Here is a 20,460-nt window from a genome sequence, read left to right as displayed (position 1 = left end):
TTCGTGGATCGCAAGGCGGCGTAGCAACAGAAGGTTTGGGGTACGACTCATTCCCGTTTCCGGCCACGGTGGAAGCCCCCTTCTATCGAGAAGCTTCGATAGTCTGACTACACGTTTGAGACAAAACCCGTCCTCATTCTGCCCACGCCGGCCTCGCCTCGACACGATCCAGAACGATCGACCGCTTGTTCCTATCACGACCGCCAATCTCAGCGCCCAATTAGAAAAGCCGGAATTGCCAAACTGAGAGGAGCAAATTGCATTGCCCTTTCGATCTCCGATCACAGGTGTGTGGGGTTTAACAGATTCGATTTACGATTGACGTTCTTAATCACTCTGCGATCTTCGAAAATCGAAGGCTTGATACGATATTCTCAGAAAACCAAGATCTAGCAATCATCTGCCAGCCGTACGGTAGATCTGGGTCTGCGAGTACCCAGTAAAAGTGGGACCCTAGGCAAAACCCTTAGCCAAGGCCTTATCCTTCTCGCTTCTCATTGCCAACATCGCAGGCAGGAAGAGCAGAACCAGCGGCACTGCGGCCAGCAAGCCAAAAATGATCGAGGTGGCCAAAGGTTGTTGCAAACCCGCGCCGCGGCTGAAGCCGATGGCCAGCGGGAGCAGCGTAAGGATGGCAATCAGTGCCGACATCAGGATGGGGCGCAGGCGCTTTGCCCCTGCCTCGCGCAGTTCGGCAGGGCCGATCTTCCGATCACAAGGTAGTTCGGCGAGGTAGAAGATAATCAGCTCGCTCACCATGCCGACCACCATCGTCAGACCCATCAGCGCCGAAATATTGAGTTCTATGCCTGTGATCCACAGGCCAAGCAGACTGGACGATGCCACCAGCAGGATCGTGGTGACCGCAGCAAGGCCCCAATAGAACCGGCCATAAAGAATCGTGACCAGTAGCAGGGTCAACAGGATCGCTGCTGAGAACACCATGGCGAGGTCAGAGAAGCTCTGCTTCTGCTGGCTATAGAGGCCACCATATTCCACACGGATACCAGCTGGCAGGTTGAGCGCCTGAACCTTGTTCTGCACCTCGCTCATTGCCGCACCCAGGCTTCGCCCTTCGAGTCGCGCGGTCACTCCGATGAACGGTGCGAGCTGTTCGCGCGTCAGCTGTTTTGCACCACCGACAACCTCGACCGTGGCGACCTGCGCCAGCCTGACCGAATGCCCGTCAGGCGCGCGCAGCACCATATCCTGCACCTGCGCGATATGCTGGCGCAGGTCTTCCGGGCCGCGTACGCGCACGCCCACCAGTTGCTCGCCATCGCGGATCTGCGTGGCGACAGTTCCGTCAATCAGGGCAGAAAGCTGATCAGATATGGCCTGTGGGTCCAGCCCCGCCTGCACAGCCGCGCCGCGATCCACCCGCACGGTGATGTCGCTGCCGGCAACGCGCAGCCCATCGACCACCTCGACCACGCCCTGAATGCCTGACAATGTACTGCCGACTTGCTTCGCCGCCGCTTCCAGCTGGGTTTCATCGTTGGAAAACAGCTTGACCTCGATCGGCTGCGGCACATCCGTGAGATCGCCGATCAAGTCTTCCATCAACTGCGCCGTTTCGACCTCCAGCGCCGGAACCTGCTGTGCGACCTTGTCGCGGATTTCGCTCATCACCGCGTGGATATTGCGGCGGCTGCCGCCGTTCAGGCGCACGAAGTAATCGCCTTCCGACGCCTCGGTCAGCCCGCCGCCCAGCTGGATGCCGGTGCGCCGCGAATAGCTGGCCACTTCGGGTGTGGAGGAGATTATCGTTTCGACCTGACGCAGCATCTGGTCGGTATCGTCGAGCGCGGTTCCCGGCGGTGCGCGATAGTCGAGGATGAAGCCGCCCTCGTCCATTGCGGGCATGAAGCCGGAGGGGACGTGCGACCATGAGAGATAACCGAGCACCCCCAGCACGCCGCCCACCAGCAGCACGGTGAGGCCGGGGCGCGCCAGTGCCTTGCCGCCGGACCGATCGTAGGCGCGGATGAGCGGGTTCATGACCTTCTCGCCCTTCTCGACCTGCTCGGCGTCCTTCTCGGTCAGCCAGCGCGCAGCCAGCAGCGGGATGGCAAAACGAGCATAGAGCAGTGAAACCACAAGGCAGGCAACCATCGTGATCGCCAGCGACTTGAAGAAACCTCCGGTTACGCCGCTGATGAAGGCGAGCGGGATGAAGACAACGATTGTCGCGAAGGTCGAGCCGAGCAGCGGGCGGCCCATTTCCGCCGCCGCCCCCAGCAGATGCTGCTCATCGGTCGAGTTCTTCTCCTGCATCCGGCGCATCATGTGTTCGAGCACGACCACGGCATCGTCGATCACCAGACCCACAGCCGCTGCCATGCCGCCCAGCGTCATCATGTTGAAGCCAAGGCCCAGCAATTCCAGCGCAACGCAGGCGGCCGCCAGCACGGCAGGGAGCAACAGGCCGGTCAGAACCATCAACCGCCATGATCGAAGAAACACAAACAAGACCAGACCCGCCAGCAGCGCCCCGATCAGAATGGCATCGCGCACCGCATTGGCCGCGCCTGACACGAGTTCGGACTGGTCGTAAAACGGGGTGACCTTTACCGAAGGGGGAAGGCCCGACTGGTCCAGCCTCTGCTGCACATCCTTCACGATCTTGACGGTATCGCCCTGCAAGGCCTGCCGCACATTCAGCAGCACCGCGCTCTGCCCGCCGCTGTTGACCAGAGTGTAGCTCGGTTCGAGCGAACTGGAGATATCGGCAATATCGCCCAGCCGCACCACGCCCGGCCCCGTCTGACCGCCCACTGTGACGGGCGTGTCCTCCAGATCGGCGATGGAGGTCAACCGGTCATCCACCAGCACCAGGAACAGCTGGTGCTGGTCGGTCAGGCGACCCACGCCATTGACGGCGTTCTGCGCGGCGAGCGATTTGCTGACATCGTCCAGCGTCAGGCCCAGCGCGCCAAGCCGGGCCGGATCGAGGTTGACCGCAAATTCTCGCGGGGAAGAACCAAGGATATCGACCCCAGCAACCCCGTCGACCGAGATCAGCGATGGCAGCAGCTTGAGTTCCGCAAGTTGCCGCAAATCGGCAGGCGAGAGACTGTCCGATGTCAGCGCGATGCCATAGACCGGGAAGATAGTTGGATCAGAACGGCGCACGTCGAACCGTGCGCCTTGTGGCAGGTCGGGCAGAATGGAGGCCAGCGCCGCTTCCGTTTCCAGCGTGGCGGCGACCATGTCCTGCCCCCAGGCGAAATCGACCGCCACTTCGGCCGATCCGCGACTGGTGGTCGAGCGCACGCTCTTTGCTCCGGGTACGGCGCGCAGAGCGATTTCAACCGGGCGCGTGATCGAAGCGGCCATTGTAGCCGCATCGCGTTCGCCCGCGTCAACCGATACGACGACGCGAGGGTAATCGATGAACGGAAACAGGCTGACCGGCAGCCGCCATCCCGACATGACACCGGCGATGGTAAGAAGCGCCACTGCCAGCAGGATCGCCGAGCCATGCTTGCTGATCGGGGAACGCGCAGACTTCGCCATCCGATCAGTTACCCGATGCGGTAGCGGAAGGCGTCGGAGCGGGAGACGGCTTGGCTGTTGTAACCTTAGAACCGTCGCTCACTGCAGCAGCGCCTTTCACGACGACAACATCGCCCACAGCAAGTCCGCTGGCGATACCGACATTGTCGCCATCACGTGCAGCAACCGTCACATCCACGCGTTTGGCCACGCCCTTGGTGACGGTGAAGACATAGGGCTGGCCAGCATCATCGAGCAGTGCAGCATATGGGATCAGGATGGCGTTGGGGTCGCTCGAAACCACGATTTCGCCCCGTAACGGCTCGCCCGGAGCGATCTCGGTCTGTGCGGGTATCGTGGCGAAAACAGAGGCCAATCGTGTGGTCGGGTCGACAACGGGATCGACGGCATTCACGCGCACGGAGAAATCTGCGCTGCCTTCGGAGCCAAGGATGCGGATGGTGTCACCCACGCGCACGTGACGGGCCAGTACCGGATCGATCCCAAACTGCCCGCGCACATCGGAATCGGCGGTAAGGCGGGCCACGGCCGTTCCGGCAGGGACAAGATCGCCTGTAGAATAATCGAGTTGAGTCACCGAACCGCCAATTGGTGCGCGCAGCGTAGTGCTCTGGCCGCGCAGGCTTCGCACCGTCGCATTGGCAGAAGTGGCGCTGGCCTGCGCCTGTTCCACGTCTGCATCGCTCATCAGCCCGTCTGCACGAAGCCGCTTGGCACGGGCCAGAGCCTCGTTGGCTTGATTGGCGGTGGCGGTTGCCTGCGCGATACTGGCCATGGTTTGTGGGCTGGGGCGTAGGCTCACAACCGGCGCGCCTCTCCGAACATAGGAACCGAACGGGGCGTAGATGCGATCGACAATGGCATCGACCGGCGCGACCAATGCACGTTGCCCGGCAGCATCGGCAGAGACGGTGCCGTATACGGTTACGGTCTTCGCCAGATTGCCCAGTTGCGCCGTTGCTGTTTCTACCGACACCACCGGATCGGCTTGCTGCGTGGGCTGGGATTGAGAACATCCCGCAACAGCCAGCGCCATGGCCGCAAGCATCGTTCGGGTTGAAGTTCTTATGACGGTCATGGGCGGTTCCAGTTCTGCCAGGGAATCCCGCTGGCGAGTTCCAGGGCGATATATTGTTCGGCAAGGCTCTGCTGCACGCTGGCGAGCAGCAACTGCTTATCTCGCAGCGATTGGCGGGCTGTCATGGCGGTGGCGAGTGGCAGATCGCCTCGACCTGCCGCTCTGGCCGTGGCGTCCGAGAATTGCCGGAGCGGAGCGATTTCGGCTGAGAGCCGCGCTTTCTCTCGCTGCAAGTCGCCAATCAGCGCCAGCGATTGCGCCAGATCGGCACGCACGGCAAACAAACGCGCATCATACTCGGCGCGCAATGCTTCCCGCGTGGCCCGCTCGATGGCGATTTGCCCGCGATTGCGGTTCCACAATGGCAGGGTGAAATCGAGCAGCGCGCCGATGATGCCATTGTCGCTGGAATCGCGCGTGACGCTGAAACCCAGATTGAGCGATGGAAACTGGTTGATGATCGCCTGCCGCACATTCGCCTCTTGCGAGGCATAGCCTGCGCGGAGTGCGGCAAGATCAAGTCGTTCTGCTATCGCGGCATCGGTTATTTCGATCAGGTGAGGAGCGGCGGGAGCAGCTTCTGGCATCGCCAGTTCGACCGTAAAATCTGGCGGCACACCCAATTGACGCCGCAAATCCTGCTGCGCCCCGGTCAGATCGATTTGTGCGGTGTAGGCTCTGTCTGCCGCATCCAGTGCGGCGATCCGCGCTGCCTGCAACTGGTCTGGCGGAATGTCTCCGCGCCCGGCGGCACGCAGGGTCCGCCCAAGCAAGTCCTCCGCTTCCGCACGATTGGACTCCGCCAATTCCGCAATCCGTTGCAGATAGGAAACCCGCACCCCCAGCAGACGCACCTGCTCGACCACCTGCCATTCTGCCCATGCCAGATCGAGCCGAACCTGATTGAGCCCCTCCTGCGCCGCATCCATCCGCGCGCCACGGCTGCGCAGGCTGTTGATGTCCTGCGCGATCTGCGCTGCAATCGTGCCGGGCATTGCCGTCGCAGGACCGGAAATCACCCGATCTGCCGAAAGACCGACTGAGGGATCGGGTATCAGCCGCGCATCGAGCAATTGCGCTTCGGCCACGCCCGTCTGCTTGCGCAAGGCGATCAGATCGGGATTATAGAGCAATGCGATGAGGCCCAGCGCATCGCGATCCAGCGGCTGCAAAACATCGACCGGCTTGCCTGCCAGAAACGGGCGCTCGATCAGTGCCGCATCCTGCACCAGCCCTTTCGGCGCTGTGGCGAGAATAGCGGCAGACGTATCAAGCGGTTGCGGCTGATAAGTCGCGCATGCCGACAACGAGCCAAGGGCAATCAGGGAGACAAGCGCGCTGCATCGATTTCGTATTGCATTGCGCTGCTTCAAAATTGCCCTCCATCAGCTCGTTCAAGGTTTTAAGGGCAGATTTCCTATCGGGTCCAGTCCGCTTCCCAACCTTACCGAATTGTATGTTTAGCTCAGTGTCCCCAATCTATTCTTACGAAATTGTATTCGGACCGAATGCCCGCAGCAATCTGGGCACTGCGATAAGAAGCTCACGGTCCATTCACGGATCGAGTGAAGGAGCTGAAAAATGAAGACTATGACCACGAAGAACAAACTAATCGCTGCCATACTGAGTGTCGCGGCACTCGGCGGTCTCGGCGCAGCAGGCGTTGCCAACGCTGAAAGCCTTGGCATGAATGGCGCCGAGACCGAACAGTCCGAAGCGCAGGAAAATGCCGCTGAGGCGCGGATGCTTGCCAGCGCGACAATCACGGCCAGCGATGCTGCACGGATCGCAGCGGAACACACCGGCCTGAAGGTCGCCGAAGTCGAGCTTGACGATGAAGCGGCGAATCCCGCCTGGGAGGTCAGCGCCGGCTCGGGTGCGGATGAGCAGGAAGTGAAAATCGACGGCACATCCGGCAAGGTCCTCTCCGTCCAGGCGGACGATGAGGGCATTGAAAATGGCGAACAGGACGACGACTGATCGCACAAGGAAGCGGCGGGTTGCGGCCCGCCGCTTCTTACCTGCTAAAGCCAAACCGACATGAAGATACTTGTAGCCGAAGACGATATCGAAACCGCCCAGTTCGTGGCCAATGGCCTGCGCGAACTGGGCCATGTCGTGGATGCCACGGGCGACGGCCGTGAAGCCTTCATGATGGCGGGCAGCGAGCCTTATGATGTGCTGGTGCTCGACCGGATGCTGCCCGGGATGGACGGCCTCAGCATCATTCGCGGGCTTCGCTCGATGGAAACTATGACGCCAGCGCTTTTCCTGACTGCCCTAAATGGCGTGTCGGACCGAGTGGATGGTTTGGAGGCGGGCGGCGATGATTACCTCGTCAAACCCTTCGCCTTTTCAGAGCTCGCGGCAAGGGTGATGGCGCTTGGCCGCAGGCCGCGTCAGACCGCCAATACACAGACGGAGTTGTCAGCGGGTGATCTAAAAATGGATCTGCTTTCCCGGACGGTCACCCGCAACGGCAAGCCGATCACTCTGCAACCGCAGGAATTTCGGCTGCTGGAGTTTCTGCTGAACAACGCCGGGCAGATCGTCACCCGCACCATGCTGCTGGAAGGCGTGTGGGGTTTCCACTTCGATCCGGCGACCAGCATCGTCGAAACCCATATCAGCCGCCTGCGGTCGAAGCTGGACGATGGATTCGACAAGTCCGCCATTCGCACTGTGCGCGGCGCGGGATACATTATCGATGGGTAACGCCAGCTTTTGGCGCTCTGGCGCGTTTCGCACCGCCATGCTGTCCGGCGTGCTGTTCGTAGGGCTGACAATGCTCTTGCTGGCGCTTGTATATGAAGTCGCAACATCAACAATAGAACATCAGATTTCTGCTTCGGTCGAAGCACGCGCACGCACGCTGGAGCAAGCGCTGGAGGAAGATGACGATGCAGAAGAGCTATCGCATATTGTCCCCGCGCAGGAAGAGCTCTTTCGCTATGTCGAAAATGCCGAAGGCAAGGCGCTGATCGCCGATCTTGTACCGCGGCAACATATCATCGGAGCCGATGTCCTTTCAGCGGATCAGGTCCATAGCGGCTTTGTCGATGGAGAGCGGCTCGACGATTCCGGAATCATCGGCTTTGGTATGAAGGGTCGCGGCGGCGGTTATGTCTTCGTCGGGCAGGAAGACGAACAGGTCAGCGAATTGCGCGAGGCATTGCTGCAGGCAGGGCTAGTAGCAACCGGCCTCGCCATCCTCCTTTCATTCCTGCTGGGCTGGTGGATCGCCCTGCGCAATTTCCGCCGGATTGATGGCCTGAACAATGTGGCGGCAAAAGTGATGGGCGGAGATATGGCCCAGCGTATGCCGGTCAGCGCGAGACGGGACGAGATCGACCTGCTGTCCGCGCAGCTGAACCGTATGCTGGCACAACTGGAAAGCGTTATGGGGGCGATCCGCCAGGTCACAAATGACATCGCGCATGACATGCGCACGCCTTTAGGGCGCCTTCAACGCAAGCTGGAAGAGGCTCAGGTTGAAGATGATCCCGCTTCTGCCAACGCCCTTGTGGACAGTGCTCTCGATGAATCGCGGACTATGCTCGACATGTTCGGTTCGATGCTGAGGATCGCACAGATCGAGGGTGGCGGGCTGCAGAAGCATTTTCTGCGTTTCGATCTTTCAGCCATGCTGACAGACCTTGCCGACACATATCGTCCTGCCATGGCCGATGGTGGTCGAGAGCTTGAAGCGCATATTCAGCCAGGCATAGAAGCGTTCGGCGATCGCGCGCTTGTGCAGCAGATGTTCTCCAACCTCATCGACAATGCGGTGGTCCACACGCCTCGCGGAACAATTGTTCGCGTAACCCTAGAGGGACGCGGCCATGATTGGATGGCCAAGGTCACTGACAGTGGCCCGGGAATCGATCCGGAGCATCGACCCCACATTTTCGACCGCTTCTATCGTGCCGACGCATCCCGAACCACACGTGGCAGCGGTCTTGGTCTTGCATTGGTGAAAGCAGTAGCTGATGCACATGAGTGGGAGATCACGATTGCGAAGGAAGCTGGGTTGGCACTGGAGATACGACCAGCGAAATAGGTATATGACCTGCTTGCCGAGCTCGGGTCGATCGATAGGCGGTCGTTCTCAACATCTTGCCGAAAGGGGACAAACTCCTTGCGACACCACTCTCATCATCGGCCAAATGCTCGTTCTTACGTGCGAGTATCTAAACGCCACCGGTCAGCATCCCACCTTGCTGAGGAAGCTTTGGGTTCGATAAATCATATCAACTAGACAATCCGCCCAGATCGCTTGACTTGCATGTCCGAGTCATAGGCAACCTTTTTCGTAACGGTTATGCACGTGGTTTAGGTCGCTTCCCAAACGTAGGCCGGATTGCCGGACCAGGTCAGGCGGTACATCGCCCCTTGCGCGACCGATTGCACGACGTTGGGCCACAGGGCCGCGATGCAAGTCCCATCCGCATGGCGCACAGAGGGATAGATAATGCCGTTATGACCGGCTGCGCGTGCCTGCGCCGCTAGAGCATTGCCGACAGGATAGCCTTTCGTCTTGTCCGGATCGAGGGCCGGGTGACCAGGTAGGTCGCGCAAATCGATGAAGACGCCCGCCATGCTGGCAATCATCTCGCCATATTCGACAACGGCATCGAAATCGCCGGCATCGGCGAGCGCCTGTGTCAGGTGATGGCCGACCTCGGCAATACAGGTCTCGACATCGAGCGCGGCATACCATGCGCCGCGGTTCGCGGGGTTGAAGCGATTGGGCTCGCGCGGTTTGGCGTAAGCAAAGCTCGCATTGATGAACCTGGCATGCGGCACGCCATGAACGAGTTCGTCGGCTGTCAGCCCGCCGAACCCGCGCTCTTCGGCGATCAAGCGCGAACTCGTCGCCCCCTCGATTTCGGCGAGCAGCGCAAGCTCTTCATCATTGTCGGCGAGCGGAGCCATGACTGCTTCGCGCAAACGCGCGCTGGAAACGAGCCGGACCGTCCGCTCGAATGCTTCGCGGATCTGCGGGGGCTCGCCTGCCTCCTCAGAGCCCGCCACGAAGCGCGTCGATATATTGTCTGGTCTCCAGCATGCGCGGAATGCCGCCTTCGATCATTGCCCGGATCGGCGAGCGGCGATCGAACACCGGCGCCCTGTTTTCGAGCTTTGGCCAGCGATCGGCCATGTCGTTGGCGAAGAGCAGGTGCAATCCCTTGAACAGACCGATCAGCGCCGACGCGCGGGTCAACTGGTCCTGACCAAGCGAGCCCTCCCAGGTTCCGGCTTTCATCCGGTCCCAGGTACTTTCGGACACGCCGAGCAGCGCGGCGCCTTCGGCGTTGCTCGCACCCCAGGCCTCGATGAGACGCAGCACGGCTTTGACCGCAGCGCTAGTGAGGCGGCTGCGATCACCGTCGCTCGTAAAGGTCTGAAGCCCGCTGGGAGCTTCGGCATGCTGAATTGCTGCACTAACCATATCGCATCTCCTGATGCGCTTATAAGCATCATGTGATGCGTTGTCAAGATTTCCGGTTTGATGCAGGTGCTCATCAAACCGCGGGCCCGCGCGCGCGCGCAAAGTTCCAATCGACACCACCGCGCGCATTGACCTTGCCTGCGATCTCTTTCCCCAAATGCCGCTCAAGGTCGCGCCTCCAGGGCACGAGCTGGAAGCCCACTCCGTCATCGATCATGGCAAAACGGCCCGAGGCGAGCGTGATGCGCTCGCGGTAGACGCCGGAAACATGTTCGCCCTCCGCAATTGGTCTTGCCAAACGGCCGTGACGCGCGGCCAGCGCTTCGCCCGCTGCGTCCAGTTCCTGCTTGCGAAGCGTTCCCAGCAGATTGCGGGCCAGGGTCACGCTCTTCCCATGCCGCTTCGCCAGCCCTTGATCGACAAGCCGGTCACGGCGCTCATCCAGAGCCTGGCGGACTTCGTTGCCGAAGCCGTCTGTCAACGTCTCGGCTCGAGGCGACAGCAGCTGCCGGTCGAGCCAGGTCGCCCCGCGCGCGTCAATCTGCCGCTCGAGTGGCAGGTCCGAACGCACCAGCAGACTACTGCGCCGTCGCCCCTTGCGGTCGGTCCATTCGCTTGTCTCGACGATGGCGCCCGGGGCCGCGTCGCTCGTCTGGTCCAGATCGGGAAAACGCAGATAATGCGCTCGCCCGTCCACTCCTTCGACAATCGCATAGGCCTCGCCCGTCAGCTCATCATGAAGACCGCGCTCGACAAACCTTCCGATGACCAGGCGGTTCTCGTCTTCTCCATGCAGCGCGAAGGATGCAAGGGCGCCTTGTGCGCCGCGCCCACTCATCGCCTTGTGCAAGGTCTTGATGATGTCGCCGCGCTCGCCAAGCGCGCGCAATGTCGGTTCGAGGTCTGCGGCCAAGGTCCAGCGCGCCGACCCGACCCGATCAGCCAATCCCATGCGTTCGAGCATTTGTGCGCGGCCGATAAGGAATGCGCGGTTGCTGCGGCGTATCGCACCAACCTCTGGGCGCAAATCGACCACGCCAAGATCGTCGCGCTGCTTTTGCAAGCGGCGGTCGAGCGAGGTCCAGCGCTCGGCATCGACTTCGCGGCGGAGCACTTGCTGAATATCGCGCTCACTGCGCGGGCCGAGTTCGACAGTGACGCGCTCCTGGGCACGGGCACGCATACCTTCACTGATATAATAGCGATCGATCACCAGATCTCTGCCGTCCGAGGCAACGCCGCGGACCAGAACATGGACATGCGGGTTGTCGGTATTCCAGTGATCGACCGCCACCCAGTCGAGCCTGGTATCGAGGTCGCTCGCCATATCTTCGAGCAGTTCGCGCGTGAAAGCGCGCAGGTCGGCCATCTCGCTTGCGTCTTCCGGCGACACGATGAAGCGGAAGTGATGCCGGTCGTCTTCGCAGCGCGCGGCGAAGGCATCGCCGTCGACCTCATCCGACAAGGCATCGAACATCTGGGCATCCGATCCGTCACGGGTGACGCCGTCCCGTTCGAGATAGGCGGTGTGGCGGGCGAGCGGTGCCGAGCGGAAATGACTGCCCCTGTGACGAACGACGCGCGCCTTGATGATGACCCGCCGCTGGAAAGCATGGGGGCGGCCTCGGAACGCAGCACGCTTGCCGCGCCCCCGGTGCCCGGTCCCGCCGCCCGCCCGGCCTCGCCCGAGCGGTGTATAGCCTGAACGGCGTGAAACCTGCAGCACGCGCCCGACCAGCGTACCGGCCTTGCGATAGGCGCGCGAATCGCTGTCTCTCGACCGACCCGGCCTAATATCGAGTTCATCGTCAGCCACAGACAGGAAAACCGGTAGACGGCGCTTTCAGCATTGAAAAGCCTAAGGATTTCGACGCAAGCGCCTGCTGGTCCATCGCAGAGACGGCGTAGATTGCCGAATAAAACCAACCACCTGCAGCCCGGCCGACGGCGCTGCTTTTATCTCGCCATCCCTCTCTTCTTTTGTTGTCTAGAACGCCACTCCTACGCTCAGTTTCGCCAGTCAACGCATGCCTGCGCGAAAGTGCGAGGCTCGCTTTCATTGGGAGGAAGCCGTCGAGATGGGCGCGAAAAGATCATGCTCTGGCTGTTCCAGGCGCGCAAAGGGATTCGCTACGGGGCCGGGCGTAGCGACCTCGTCCAACTCTTGTCGCGCCGCCCCGGGAGGCTGAAAGACGCCGGGCGGAACATTCCCGGCTTGTAGAGGCGCCGCTGCTAAAATGCGCTCGGACTGCAACAGCGGCGCAATCCGGGCGACATAGCGGCGTGTTTCGAGTGGCAGCAAACGCCGTCCGGCAAGCCAGTCTTCGTAGCGTCCCGGACCCGCATTGTATGCAGCGAGGAAGCCTTGCGCGCCGTAGCGATCGTACATTTCGCGCAGGTAAGACGTGCCGGCCAGAATGTTGTCGCGTGGGTCGAACGGGTCTTGCCCGAGGGAAAACCGGGCGCGCTGCCGCGCCCAGGTTCCGGGCATGAGCTGCATGAGGCCCATGGCCCCTGCCGTGGAAACGGCCCGCACCCGGCCAGCACTTTCGACCCGGATCACCGCGTAGATCCAGCGCTCGGGAATGCCGAATTGCTGCGATGCTTCGCTGACATGAGCCGCCATCTCGACGTGCGGCGAAGGTCGGACAAACTGCTCCGATTGCGCAAAAGCCTGCCCGGGACTCGCCGCCAGCACGGCGGCCATGAGTCCCGGCAGAAGATACGGGCGGGGCACGGATTCAGTCCTTTGCCGGGCGGCGCGCGCTGCGCGACCATATCAGGACATGGCTCTGGTCGTCAGAACTGAACAGATTGGCGCGCAGGGGCCCCGCCAAGGCAGGATCGTCGATGAGGAGCGTAACAAAGCTGCCCGCCTTGTCACCAACATGCTTCCAGCCTGCGCCCACTTCGTAGGTTTCCTCGCCCTCGCCTGCCATAATGCGATAATCCGGGGTGTTCTCGGTGTCGCCGGGGTCGGCGGCCACGAGGGTCAGCGGTCTATCGATAGTCAGGGTTTTCAGCCGCCCCTCGAAGCCGTCGGGCGTAGCTGTAAAAGTGCCGATACAGGTCATTGTGCGTCTCCTTCAGTGACGTTGGGGATGGGAAAGTCGGCGAGCGAGGCAAGCAGGACATAGTCTCCGTCGCCCGCTTCATCGGTCCAGACGGGCCGCGCCCGCCCGATGACATCGGCGCGTGCGACAGGCCCGAAATAACGCCCGTCAAAGCTGCCGGGGGCGCACCTGTTCATCACGAACAGTTCATCCGCCGCGATAGTCCGGCAGCCTTCCCAGACGGGCAGTCCGCGTCCAAGGCTGTCGAGCTGGCGCGCCGACCCCGCAGGCTTGCCATTGATTGTAATCAGAAGGTCGTGCCGGCAGACCGTATCCCCGCCAAGCGCCGCAACCTCCTTGATGAGCGGAACGCCCGCAGGAAGATAACCACGCGAGGCGAGGTATCGCTGCAGCCTGAAAGCAGGTTCGATCGCGACGCGGTCGCCTCTTTGAAGACCGGTCTTTCCGCCGATAGAATACAGGCCAACCGGCACGCTGGCAGTCGCGTTCCAGATGAAAAGTCGCGAGAGCGGGAAGGCAGTGCTGGCCAGTGTCGCTGCCGCGACCATGCCTGCCAGAAAGGCGGTGCGCCGCTTCATGATTGCAGCTTTCGCCGCCGCATCCAGTCGCGATGGCGCGCAGGGGAATAGGAACGTGCCTGCATGCCCGCTGCCAGCCTGTTGTGGACATGACGCCAATGGTCCGGAGCCACATCGCAGGGATCGATGCCGTGCTCCTCGATCGCATCGATCAGCGCAAAGGCCTGGCGGACTTTGGGCCAGCCTTTCACCGACAACAGGATTTGCGCGCCGGGATCGACCTGCGGCAATGTGGTCAACGGGTCGCCGATGCCGACGGCGCGGGCGATTGCGAACGCCGAGCGGATAGTCCCGTAATCGTTCGAAGCCCACCGAACCAAGGCAAAAACCTGTCCCGGAGCATAGCTTTCGATACGCGTCCGGCGATCAAGAATGCGCTCTTCAACGGGCTTGCCGAACCGAAGCCAGTCTTCCTGCACACCGCCGCGCCACACCAGTGTGACATGCGTGAGTGGCGGATCACCGGCACCTGCGTCGACCCTTTCCGTGGGCGGAAGCGAAGCGCGCGCTGCGCTTTTGCACAGGCGTGGCTGTGTTAGCAGGAATCTGGAAGATTCCTTGTTAGCATTGTTAAGGGCTCCGCGAGCGCTGCGTTTCCGGCGAGTCGCGCAGACATTCGGTTCCTGATAGTCCGGGCATCGGGTTCCCGATCGTCCGAACGTCATGGTTCCCGATAGTCCGAACATCACACGCCCTTTTCCACAGGGGGCAGACCGATGCGGCGCCGCGCGGCTGTAAAGGGATCGACAGGCGTCGCGACGAACAGGAGGCGCTCGCGGCCGAACTGGTGCTCAAGAGCGAGGCTGTAGCCCGGGAGGGACTGGCGGCGGACGATGGCCCGCACTTCGAAAGCGAAGCGCTTCAATGGCGACAGGGCACCAGACTTCACATGCAAGTGCGAAATGTCGAAACTCCACCCACCCTTCTGTTTGCCGCCGTGTTTGCGCACGATGCGATAGAGCCAGCGCTCAAGACCGCCGGTGAGCGCGAAATAAGCCGGGTCGATAGTCAGGACGAGCGCACGGTCCAGCACACCCTCGTAGAGCCAGTCTGGCACGATCATTTCGATGCCGAGTGCGCGCCCCTTGTCATCGAGCCGTTCGCGCCATTCGTTGATCCAGGAAAATCGTCGGCGTCGCCGCGTCCCGGCCTGCCGGATGGAGGTGGCAATGCTGGTCGACTGCAAGCGGTCGAGCGCTGCCTTCAGGCGCTCGTAGCCAGCTTTTCCGGTTCCGCGCCGGGTGAAGGTCAGGATTTCATGGGGCGTCGCCGCGATAAGGCGCGAGGTGGCTTTGCCGGCATCGCGCGCCTCGACGATCTGGCTCGCTACCCAGATCAGCACATCGGCATCCCAGATCGTGGCCATGCCATGCTCGGCGGTCGCTTCGACCAGAATGGCGACCTCGCCCATGCGAAAGTCGATCGGCTTCACCCGCTTCGACTTGGCGAGGCTGAAGAAAGGCCAGGCCATCAGGTCCTGGGCATCGCGCGCAGCGATGTCGCTGCCCGCGCCAAAGAACAGGTCGAGCTGTCCGGCCTCGCCGTCCGATGTCCTCAAGGAGCGCATCATACCGCCTCAGCGCCGGACCGGACCGGTGTAGCCGTCGATCCGCTTGGCAGGATGGACAACGCCCTTGCCCGGATCGCTGGTCGAACGCCGGAGGCCCTGCTCGGCCCAGGCGTCGAGATCTTCGGGCCGGTAAACGATGCGGCCGCCGAGCTTGTGGTAGATCGGCCCTGTTCCATAGCATCTGTGCTTTTCGAGCGTGCGCGGCGAAAGCCCCAGATGCACTGCGGCATCGGGGGTGCGCAGATAGCGGGGACGGACCGGATCGGGAACGGCGGGCATATTATGAGCTCCACGAGGCTTGGGTGGCTGCGGCTAACTGCCGCTGATTGCGGAGGGTGATGGCGCATGCCTTGGCGATGGGGGGAGCGACACAATGCTGCGTTCGGATTTGTCGCCCCTACCGGTCGTGGGCTCGGCAAGATCGAGGAGGGGCGGCATCCGTGTAGAGCCCGGCCACATCGCGCAGCCCGGCAGGCTTTCGGCTGCAATGCCGAAAGGTCCGAGAAAGATGCCGCACCTGCGAGAATGGCAGCGGCCAAGGGCATGTGGGAAGCAAGGCAAGCGGGGCGTGTCGCGGCCGTAGCTTCCCGCTCGCCCGACCCGCTGCCGGGTCGCAAGTGCGTGCGGGGCCCCGGAACACATAACGTCGCACCCTCAGGAGCGCATCGCCAGATGCGCGGGACAGAGTGCGTCCCCAGCCCCGCTCGACATACCCCGACGGCCAGTGGGCCAGGCTGATACTCGGAGAAGCGCCGGTTTCTTCGGGATCGACATCTTGACCCTAAAGCCCAGCTGCTGAGACAAAAGGAAAAGGGCAGGAACCGCTGCTGGCCCCTGCCCTGCCGAATGCCTCAGAATTCGTCGAGCATTCCACCATGGACGGTATGAACGACCCGAACCGCAAGATGCGGGGGCAGCGCGTTGTAGTCGCCTTCGTCGACCGCGCGATATCCGAGTTCGTCATCCTCGATAACATGCTGGTCGAAGAAGCTGTGCAAGGCCCGTTGCTCGGCTGTTTCCAGAGCCTCGAAATAATTGCGCGAGGGCAGTGTGCATTGCGTGAAATAGGTCATGATAATCCTCCTGAAATCTGTCGCGAGACGACAGGAGGTCGGCGGATGGGCCTGGGCAGGCCGGGTCACAGGATCGCCCACACGGGCGACCGCGAAGCGGCGCAGGGGGTGACGATTTTGTCCGGCGCCGGATGCAATCCGGTGGCGGGCAAAATGGTGGGGCCCCTGACGTCCTTGATGCGGACAGTGCAGGACCATCATGCTGGAAGTGCGGCAAAGCCAGGCCAATCCAGTCCACCACAAACGACGGCTTCGAATGAGCGCTGCCAGCATGGATTTGGCCATCCGGGCAAAGCTTGTCTGACCCAGGGAGAACAGATCGAGCGAAAGGACAGGTGAACAGCAAAAAGGCCCTGCCGTTTCCGGCAGAGCCTCTTCGTAAGGGGACGACCGGGATCGATGTCAGTCGATCTCGGGAGCGTCGGTGTTGTCGTTGTCGTCGTTCTCGCCGGAGCCGTTGCCGCGGGAGAGGAAGTCGACCTTGTCGGCGAGGATCTCGGTGCCGTAGCGGGTGACCCCGTCCTTGTCCTCCCACTGGGTGTAGTGGATGCGGCCCTGGACACTGACCAGCTGGCCCTTAGAGCAGTACTGGCCGACGGTCTTGGCGAGGCCGTTGAAGCAGGTCACCCGGTGGAACTCGTTTTCCTTGGCAGTGTAGCCGTTCTCGTCCTTGTAGGTCTTGCCGTCCTTGTCCCGCGCTGGACGATCGGTGACAACGGTGATGCCGGTGACATTGGTGCCGCCCTTGGTCTCGCGGGTGTCGGGATCGCGGGCGATGCGGCCGGTGAGGATTGCGATATTGGTCATGATGTAAGTTCCTTCAGTTCCTCAAACCGGAGACCATCTCCGGCTTGCGAACATCCAGAAGAAGCAGGGCACGGGAGGACTGCACCGCAGGAGCAAAGCTCCAAGGGGAACCTGTTCATGACGGGTGGTGCGGGCAGGCGGCGCAGCTGCCAACACGGCCGTCAAAGGAACGGGTTGCTGTCCTCAGCTGACCTGGTTCAGGACTGTTCGCGACAAAAGCCGGATGGGTATCGGGTGCGGGCCTGAAGGTGCCAGGACCCTGCTGCAATCAGCTTACCCCATCGCCTTCCGATGCCGCCAGGAGATCCATGAAATTGCGGGCTGAATCCCGATCATCTGCCTTGTCGAACACGGCCTCGAGGTCGGGGGCAGACCCGAGCAGGTAGAGCATGGCCCACAGGGCAAAGCGCTTGCCCCGGTCCTGCTCGAGACCGAGATCGACCTGGCACCGCTCGATCCCCGATGCCAATGTCTCTGCGCCAACCATTCCGAGATCGGCAGTGCGGAAATAGCGGGCGAGGAGCGTATCGAGGTCCATCGCAGTCTCTTCAGGTGAGCGATCCAGCCGCAGGCAGGAGAGCCAGGGTTCGAGGGCCGGTCATACGTCGGTCAATCGGCTGAAGGTTCCTCGCGAAACCGTCGAGCGCGCTCCACAAAGTTCTCCATTTGTGTGGCAGCGTGCAAGGTTAGCGGATGCTGCGTCGCGTCGGCGCGTGGGGAGATGAACTCGGCCAGTTGTTCGATCGCAGTGAGCTGATGATCGCTTGCCGTGGACAATAATCCTAGCACCATGTTTTCGAGCGCGATCACCCTTATGCGTAGCTGGATTATTTCGGCATCCGTGAGCGGAGGGATGTCCCATTTCTCGCAATCGGCCGCGAGGGCTTCTTGCGGCCCGCAAGGGAGCGCACCGCCTTCGTCTTCCCAGCGCGACAGCGCACCGGCCTTTCTTTTTTCGGTCATTGGCAGTTCCTTTCCATGTCCCACCACGCGATTGGCAGCGCAATGCTTGTATAGCACGAAGCCATGCCGGGAAGCGCCTGGCACGACGACAACGAAGACGAAGAGATGGAACCCCGCGCGTTGGGTTGGTCTTCACGCGGGGTTCCAGAACGGCCCCATGGGCACCTGCGACCCGCAGGGCTTCGGGGGGAGGCGGGGCCGTCCTTTTCTGATGTCCGGATTTTCGTCGCGATTGCTTGCAGACGATTTCTCCTGACTATCCTGACTGATGGGCCATGCGCCGGATTACATGCCTTCCATGTCGTGATCGGCCATCGAGGACATGTCATGGCCGGCATGGGGATCGGCGGGCGGGGTCGCCTCGCTCTCGGGTTGCGCGCGCGGTGCCGGCGCGGCGGATGTGGCAGTTGCACGTGGTACCGGAGAGGCGGCTCGCCGAGACGCGGGCGCGGCAGCATCGCCTGTCGAAAGAGCGTCCTGCCGCGCAGCCACTGACTCACTTTCGGAGGTAGAGGTTGTCGGGTCTGCAAGACCACCCTCGGGTGCCATGCCGGGCGTCACCGCTGCTTCGCCCATCGGCGACACCTCTGAGGTCGGTGTGCTCTCCTGCGCTTCGTCGCAAGCGGCGAGAGCGGACATCATCGGCGCAATCGCGAAAAATGCGATCGCTGTTTTTGACCTGGAAGTACGCATGCTGTTCAACTCCTTCAGAGCCAGGAAATTCCGAGATGGTTTGGCCCATGCGCGAGCTCGCCACCAAGGAAGCCCTGCACCAGAATAAGTGCTGCCATCGAGAAGATAGCCGTACGCAACCAGGCGCGGCTCTGGCTCGGCCTGCTCGCGAGGTATGCCATTGCCACACCGAGGACCGCGATCAGCATCCCGTTCCATCGATGGACCTGCATGACGGCATCGCCGCCGAACCAAAGGCCGGTGTGAATCCATCCGAACAGAACTGCGACGACTGCGCCGATCGCGCCGCCGTAGACGAGTACGCGCACCGCACTTTCCAGGCCCGCTCCTTTCCGGCGCATCACGAACAATTCGGTGGCCGCAGCCATGAAAAACAAGGCGATCGGGAAGTGGATCGTTGCCGGATGAAGCTTTTTCAGTACGGCCATGACGCCGGTTTCGCTCTCATCCGCATGGCCACCGGCCTCGTCATGGGCTGCGCCCGCTTCATCGTGCGCGCCGGAGGACTCGCCAGCATCCGCAGTCTCGCCCATCTGCGCCATGGCCGCCTGGTCGTGCACATCGCCATTGGTGGCAGCAGGCGCGGCGCTCGCCTCTTCGCCGTGCTTTTCGTCGCCATGAGCCTGAACGGGTCCGACGAAGAGCAGGCTTGCGGCGAGCAGCGCCAAAAATGAGGGGGCTTTCATGTCTCGTATGTCTCCCGACCCTGCAGTTAAAGTGCGACCTATGTGCCTGATACGCACGGCAGCCGACTGCCCCTCACATTAATTTGATGGTATTGGCGCGACAGATGTGCGTCCGCCGTATCACGTCTGATGGCGGCACCATCGCGATCGTCGAACGCATTCGGCTCCTGGCCGCGTTCGGCCTGGCGAACGAGGGTAAGGCGTTCGCCCACGCACATTAGCCCCATGGGCTCAGGCGAGCTTGCTCTTCTTTGCGCGGCGGCGCAGCCTCGGCATCCGGTTCGCCAGCAGGACGAAACCCGACAGGGCTATGATCGTCCCGCCAATGCCGAACAGCAGAAGCCACCAACTGTTGATGCGATCGCGCTCGGTCCAGTCCATGATGTGCAGGCCCCAGATGAAATCGAACAGGCGCCATGTATCGCTGCGCGCCGCCCCGAGCGTGCCGCTGGCGGCATCGATGTAGATGCGCGTCGAAGCCTCGTCGGCATAGGTGACCTGCCAGGCCGGAAATGGCCCGCGAAACTCTGTTCCGACGGGGTCATCGACGATCCGTGCGGCCTCGATGGTCGTGCGCGGCCCGGTCCATGCGCGCAAGGCGATGGATTTTGCCGTTGCCGCCGAGATGGGGGAGAGTTTACGCCCAGTCACCGGATCGTGGAGGCTCACGCTACCGTCGACCTTGCGGACCTCGGTCACGGCATCGCCGTCGAGCGAACGTGTCGTTACCGCTGCAAGAGTACCGTCGTTTGCGACCCAGGCCGGGAGCGGGGCATCGGCGGGCAGCGCCTCTTGTTCACGCGAAACGACATGTTCGGAGCGAACTTCTTCCAGGTCGAGAAACGACATGAGGGCGCCGGTTCCCATCCACAAGAGAACCTGGACACCGACGAAAATCGCCAGCCATTTGTGGATCTTGCTGCCGAGCACATGCAGGCGCAGCTTCAGCGACGGCGTTGCCAACCGG

Annotated in this window: 22 protein-coding genes; 3 read left to right on the top strand and 19 right to left on the bottom strand. The window is 62.0% G+C overall.

Features of this window, described 5'->3' with window-relative positions; translation table 11 throughout:
- Nucleotides 1-453 precede the first annotated feature (453 nt).
- From T8S45_RS10465 to T8S45_RS10455, 3 genes are read right to left on the bottom strand one after another with little or no spacing between them, the layout of a single operon-like run.
- Nucleotides 454-3,519 (bottom strand): efflux RND transporter permease subunit, encoded by a 3,066-nt coding sequence (locus T8S45_RS10465; RefSeq protein WP_322293690.1) that lies wholly within the window; start codon nucleotides 3,517-3,519, stop codon nucleotides 454-456.
- 4 nt (nucleotides 3,520-3,523) lie between these two features.
- On the bottom strand, nucleotides 3,524-4,597 hold the full coding sequence (locus T8S45_RS10460) for an efflux RND transporter periplasmic adaptor subunit (protein WP_322293689.1): 1,074 nt from the start codon (nucleotides 4,595-4,597) through the stop codon (nucleotides 3,524-3,526).
- Nucleotides 4,594-5,970 (bottom strand): TolC family protein, encoded by a 1,377-nt coding sequence (locus T8S45_RS10455; protein WP_322293688.1) that lies wholly within the window; start codon nucleotides 5,968-5,970, stop codon nucleotides 4,594-4,596. Before T8S45_RS10455 ends, T8S45_RS10460 begins: the two co-directional genes overlap by 4 nt.
- Nucleotides 5,971-6,178: 208 nt before the next feature.
- On the opposite strand from T8S45_RS10455, the gene T8S45_RS10450 reads away from it, so the two are divergent.
- Genes T8S45_RS10450 through T8S45_RS10440 form a run of 3 tightly spaced genes read left to right on the top strand, consistent with a single transcriptional unit; the run spans nucleotide 6,179 to nucleotide 8,657 of the window.
- Nucleotides 6,179-6,577: a PepSY domain-containing protein gene (locus T8S45_RS10450; RefSeq protein WP_322293687.1), complete on the top strand. Its 399-nt coding sequence runs from the start codon at nucleotides 6,179-6,181 to the stop codon at nucleotides 6,575-6,577.
- A 60-nt stretch (nucleotides 6,578-6,637) separates the two neighbouring features.
- Entirely contained in the window at nucleotides 6,638-7,312 is a 675-nt protein-coding gene (locus T8S45_RS10445) for a response regulator transcription factor (protein ID WP_322293686.1), read from the top strand.
- On the top strand, nucleotides 7,305-8,657 hold the full coding sequence (locus tag T8S45_RS10440; protein WP_322293685.1) for a sensor histidine kinase: 1,353 nt from the start codon (nucleotides 7,305-7,307) through the stop codon (nucleotides 8,655-8,657). The genes T8S45_RS10445 and T8S45_RS10440 overlap by 8 nt, the downstream gene beginning before the upstream one ends.
- A gap of 272 nt (nucleotides 8,658-8,929) precedes the next feature.
- Here the strand turns inward: T8S45_RS10440 and T8S45_RS10435 are convergent, their stop codons facing one another.
- The 16 genes from T8S45_RS10435 to T8S45_RS10360 form a co-directional block, all read right to left on the bottom strand.
- Nucleotides 8,930-9,631 carry an RES family NAD+ phosphorylase gene (locus T8S45_RS10435; RefSeq protein WP_322293684.1) on the bottom strand — a complete coding sequence of 234 codons (702 nt, stop codon included), beginning with the start codon at nucleotides 9,629-9,631 and terminating at the stop codon, nucleotides 8,930-8,932.
- On the bottom strand, nucleotides 9,618-10,178 hold the full coding sequence (locus T8S45_RS10430; RefSeq protein ID WP_322293683.1) for an antitoxin Xre-like helix-turn-helix domain-containing protein: 561 nt from the start codon (nucleotides 10,176-10,178) through the stop codon (nucleotides 9,618-9,620). The genes T8S45_RS10435 and T8S45_RS10430 overlap by 14 nt, the downstream gene beginning before the upstream one ends.
- Nucleotides 10,123-11,871 (bottom strand): relaxase/mobilization nuclease domain-containing protein, encoded by a 1,749-nt coding sequence (locus tag T8S45_RS10425; protein WP_322295221.1) that lies wholly within the window; start codon nucleotides 11,869-11,871, stop codon nucleotides 10,123-10,125. The genes T8S45_RS10430 and T8S45_RS10425 overlap by 56 nt, the downstream gene beginning before the upstream one ends.
- Nucleotides 11,872-12,105: 234 nt before the next feature.
- Nucleotides 12,106-12,756 carry a lytic transglycosylase domain-containing protein gene (locus T8S45_RS10420; protein WP_322293682.1) on the bottom strand — a complete coding sequence of 217 codons (651 nt, stop codon included), beginning with the start codon at nucleotides 12,754-12,756 and terminating at the stop codon, nucleotides 12,106-12,108.
- Between the two features lie 34 nt (nucleotides 12,757-12,790).
- Nucleotides 12,791-13,123: a DUF736 domain-containing protein gene (locus tag T8S45_RS10415; RefSeq protein WP_322293681.1), complete on the bottom strand. Its 333-nt coding sequence runs from the start codon at nucleotides 13,121-13,123 to the stop codon at nucleotides 12,791-12,793.
- Nucleotides 13,120-13,701, bottom strand: a complete 582-nt coding sequence (locus T8S45_RS10410) for a S26 family signal peptidase (protein ID WP_322293680.1) — start codon at nucleotides 13,699-13,701, stop codon at nucleotides 13,120-13,122. The genes T8S45_RS10415 and T8S45_RS10410 overlap by 4 nt, the downstream gene beginning before the upstream one ends.
- On the bottom strand, nucleotides 13,698-14,225 hold the full coding sequence (locus T8S45_RS10405) for a DUF2840 domain-containing protein (protein WP_407654936.1): 528 nt from the start codon (nucleotides 14,223-14,225) through the stop codon (nucleotides 13,698-13,700). Before T8S45_RS10405 ends, T8S45_RS10410 begins: the two co-directional genes overlap by 4 nt.
- A 161-nt stretch (nucleotides 14,226-14,386) precedes the next feature.
- On the bottom strand, nucleotides 14,387-15,271 hold the full coding sequence (locus tag T8S45_RS10400; protein ID WP_407654895.1) for a replication initiator protein A: 885 nt from the start codon (nucleotides 15,269-15,271) through the stop codon (nucleotides 14,387-14,389).
- A gap of 6 nt (nucleotides 15,272-15,277) precedes the next feature.
- A complete protein-coding gene (locus tag T8S45_RS10395; protein ID WP_322293678.1) occupies nucleotides 15,278-15,550 on the bottom strand; it encodes a helix-turn-helix transcriptional regulator in 273 nt (90 codons plus the stop codon).
- A 572-nt stretch (nucleotides 15,551-16,122) separates the two neighbouring features.
- Nucleotides 16,123-16,344, bottom strand: a complete 222-nt coding sequence (locus T8S45_RS10390; RefSeq protein ID WP_322295219.1) for a hypothetical protein — start codon at nucleotides 16,342-16,344, stop codon at nucleotides 16,123-16,125.
- A gap of 402 nt (nucleotides 16,345-16,746) precedes the next feature.
- Nucleotides 16,747-17,151 (bottom strand): single-stranded DNA-binding protein, encoded by a 405-nt coding sequence (locus T8S45_RS10385; RefSeq protein ID WP_322293677.1) that lies wholly within the window; start codon nucleotides 17,149-17,151, stop codon nucleotides 16,747-16,749.
- 268 nt (nucleotides 17,152-17,419) lie between these two features.
- A complete protein-coding gene (locus T8S45_RS10380; RefSeq protein ID WP_322293676.1) occupies nucleotides 17,420-17,689 on the bottom strand; it encodes a hypothetical protein in 270 nt (89 codons plus the stop codon).
- Between the two features lie 71 nt (nucleotides 17,690-17,760).
- Nucleotides 17,761-18,114 (bottom strand): hypothetical protein, encoded by a 354-nt coding sequence (locus T8S45_RS10375; RefSeq protein WP_322293675.1) that lies wholly within the window; start codon nucleotides 18,112-18,114, stop codon nucleotides 17,761-17,763.
- A 285-nt stretch (nucleotides 18,115-18,399) separates the two neighbouring features.
- Entirely contained in the window at nucleotides 18,400-18,756 is a 357-nt protein-coding gene (locus T8S45_RS10370) for a hypothetical protein (protein ID WP_322293674.1), read from the bottom strand.
- 65 nt (nucleotides 18,757-18,821) lie between these two features.
- A complete protein-coding gene (locus T8S45_RS10365; RefSeq protein WP_322293673.1) occupies nucleotides 18,822-19,493 on the bottom strand; it encodes a DUF2231 domain-containing protein in 672 nt (223 codons plus the stop codon).
- A 231-nt stretch (nucleotides 19,494-19,724) separates the two neighbouring features.
- Nucleotides 19,725-20,456: a PepSY domain-containing protein gene (locus T8S45_RS10360; protein WP_322293672.1), complete on the bottom strand. Its 732-nt coding sequence runs from the start codon at nucleotides 20,454-20,456 to the stop codon at nucleotides 19,725-19,727.
- Between the last annotated feature and the right edge of the window lie 4 nt (nucleotides 20,457-20,460).

Source organism: Pseudoblastomonas marina (genome assembly GCF_034374265.1).
GTDB lineage: Bacteria > Pseudomonadota > Alphaproteobacteria > Sphingomonadales > Sphingomonadaceae > Alteriqipengyuania_A > Alteriqipengyuania_A marina.
This window is presented reverse-complemented; position numbering and strand designations above follow the sequence as displayed.

Coding starts and splice junctions, on each gene's coding strand:
- T8S45_RS10465 (WP_322293690.1), bottom strand. CDS start 3,519: ATGGCGAAGTCTGCGCGTTCCCCGATCAGCAAGCATGGCTCGGCGATC.
- T8S45_RS10460 (WP_322293689.1), bottom strand. CDS start 4,597: ATGACCGTCATAAGAACTTCAACCCGAACGATGCTTGCGGCCATGGCG.
- T8S45_RS10450 (WP_322293687.1), top strand. CDS start 6,179: ATGAAGACTATGACCACGAAGAACAAACTAATCGCTGCCATACTGAGT.
- T8S45_RS10445 (WP_322293686.1), top strand. CDS start 6,638: ATGAAGATACTTGTAGCCGAAGACGATATCGAAACCGCCCAGTTCGTG.
- T8S45_RS10440 (WP_322293685.1), top strand. CDS start 7,305: ATGGGTAACGCCAGCTTTTGGCGCTCTGGCGCGTTTCGCACCGCCATG.
- T8S45_RS10430 (WP_322293683.1), bottom strand. CDS start 10,178: ATGCGCGCGGTGGTGTCGATTGGAACTTTGCGCGCGCGCGCGGGCCCG.
- T8S45_RS10420 (WP_322293682.1), bottom strand. CDS start 12,756: ATGGCCGCCGTGCTGGCGGCGAGTCCCGGGCAGGCTTTTGCGCAATCG.
- T8S45_RS10415 (WP_322293681.1), bottom strand. CDS start 13,123: ATGACCTGTATCGGCACTTTTACAGCTACGCCCGACGGCTTCGAGGGG.
- T8S45_RS10410 (WP_322293680.1), bottom strand. CDS start 13,701: ATGAAGCGGCGCACCGCCTTTCTGGCAGGCATGGTCGCGGCAGCGACA.
- T8S45_RS10400 (WP_407654895.1), bottom strand. CDS start 15,271: ATGATGCGCTCCTTGAGGACATCGGACGGCGAGGCCGGACAGCTCGAC.
- T8S45_RS10395 (WP_322293678.1), bottom strand. CDS start 15,550: ATGCCCGCCGTTCCCGATCCGGTCCGTCCCCGCTATCTGCGCACCCCC.
- T8S45_RS10390 (WP_322295219.1), bottom strand. CDS start 16,344: ATGACCTATTTCACGCAATGCACACTGCCCTCGCGCAATTATTTCGAG.
- T8S45_RS10385 (WP_322293677.1), bottom strand. CDS start 17,151: ATGACCAATATCGCAATCCTCACCGGCCGCATCGCCCGCGATCCCGAC.
- T8S45_RS10380 (WP_322293676.1), bottom strand. CDS start 17,689: ATGGACCTCGATACGCTCCTCGCCCGCTATTTCCGCACTGCCGATCTC.
- T8S45_RS10375 (WP_322293675.1), bottom strand. CDS start 18,114: ATGACCGAAAAAAGAAAGGCCGGTGCGCTGTCGCGCTGGGAAGACGAA.
- T8S45_RS10370 (WP_322293674.1), bottom strand. CDS start 18,756: ATGATGTCCGCTCTCGCCGCTTGCGACGAAGCGCAGGAGAGCACACCG.
- T8S45_RS10365 (WP_322293673.1), bottom strand. CDS start 19,493: ATGAAAGCCCCCTCATTTTTGGCGCTGCTCGCCGCAAGCCTGCTCTTC.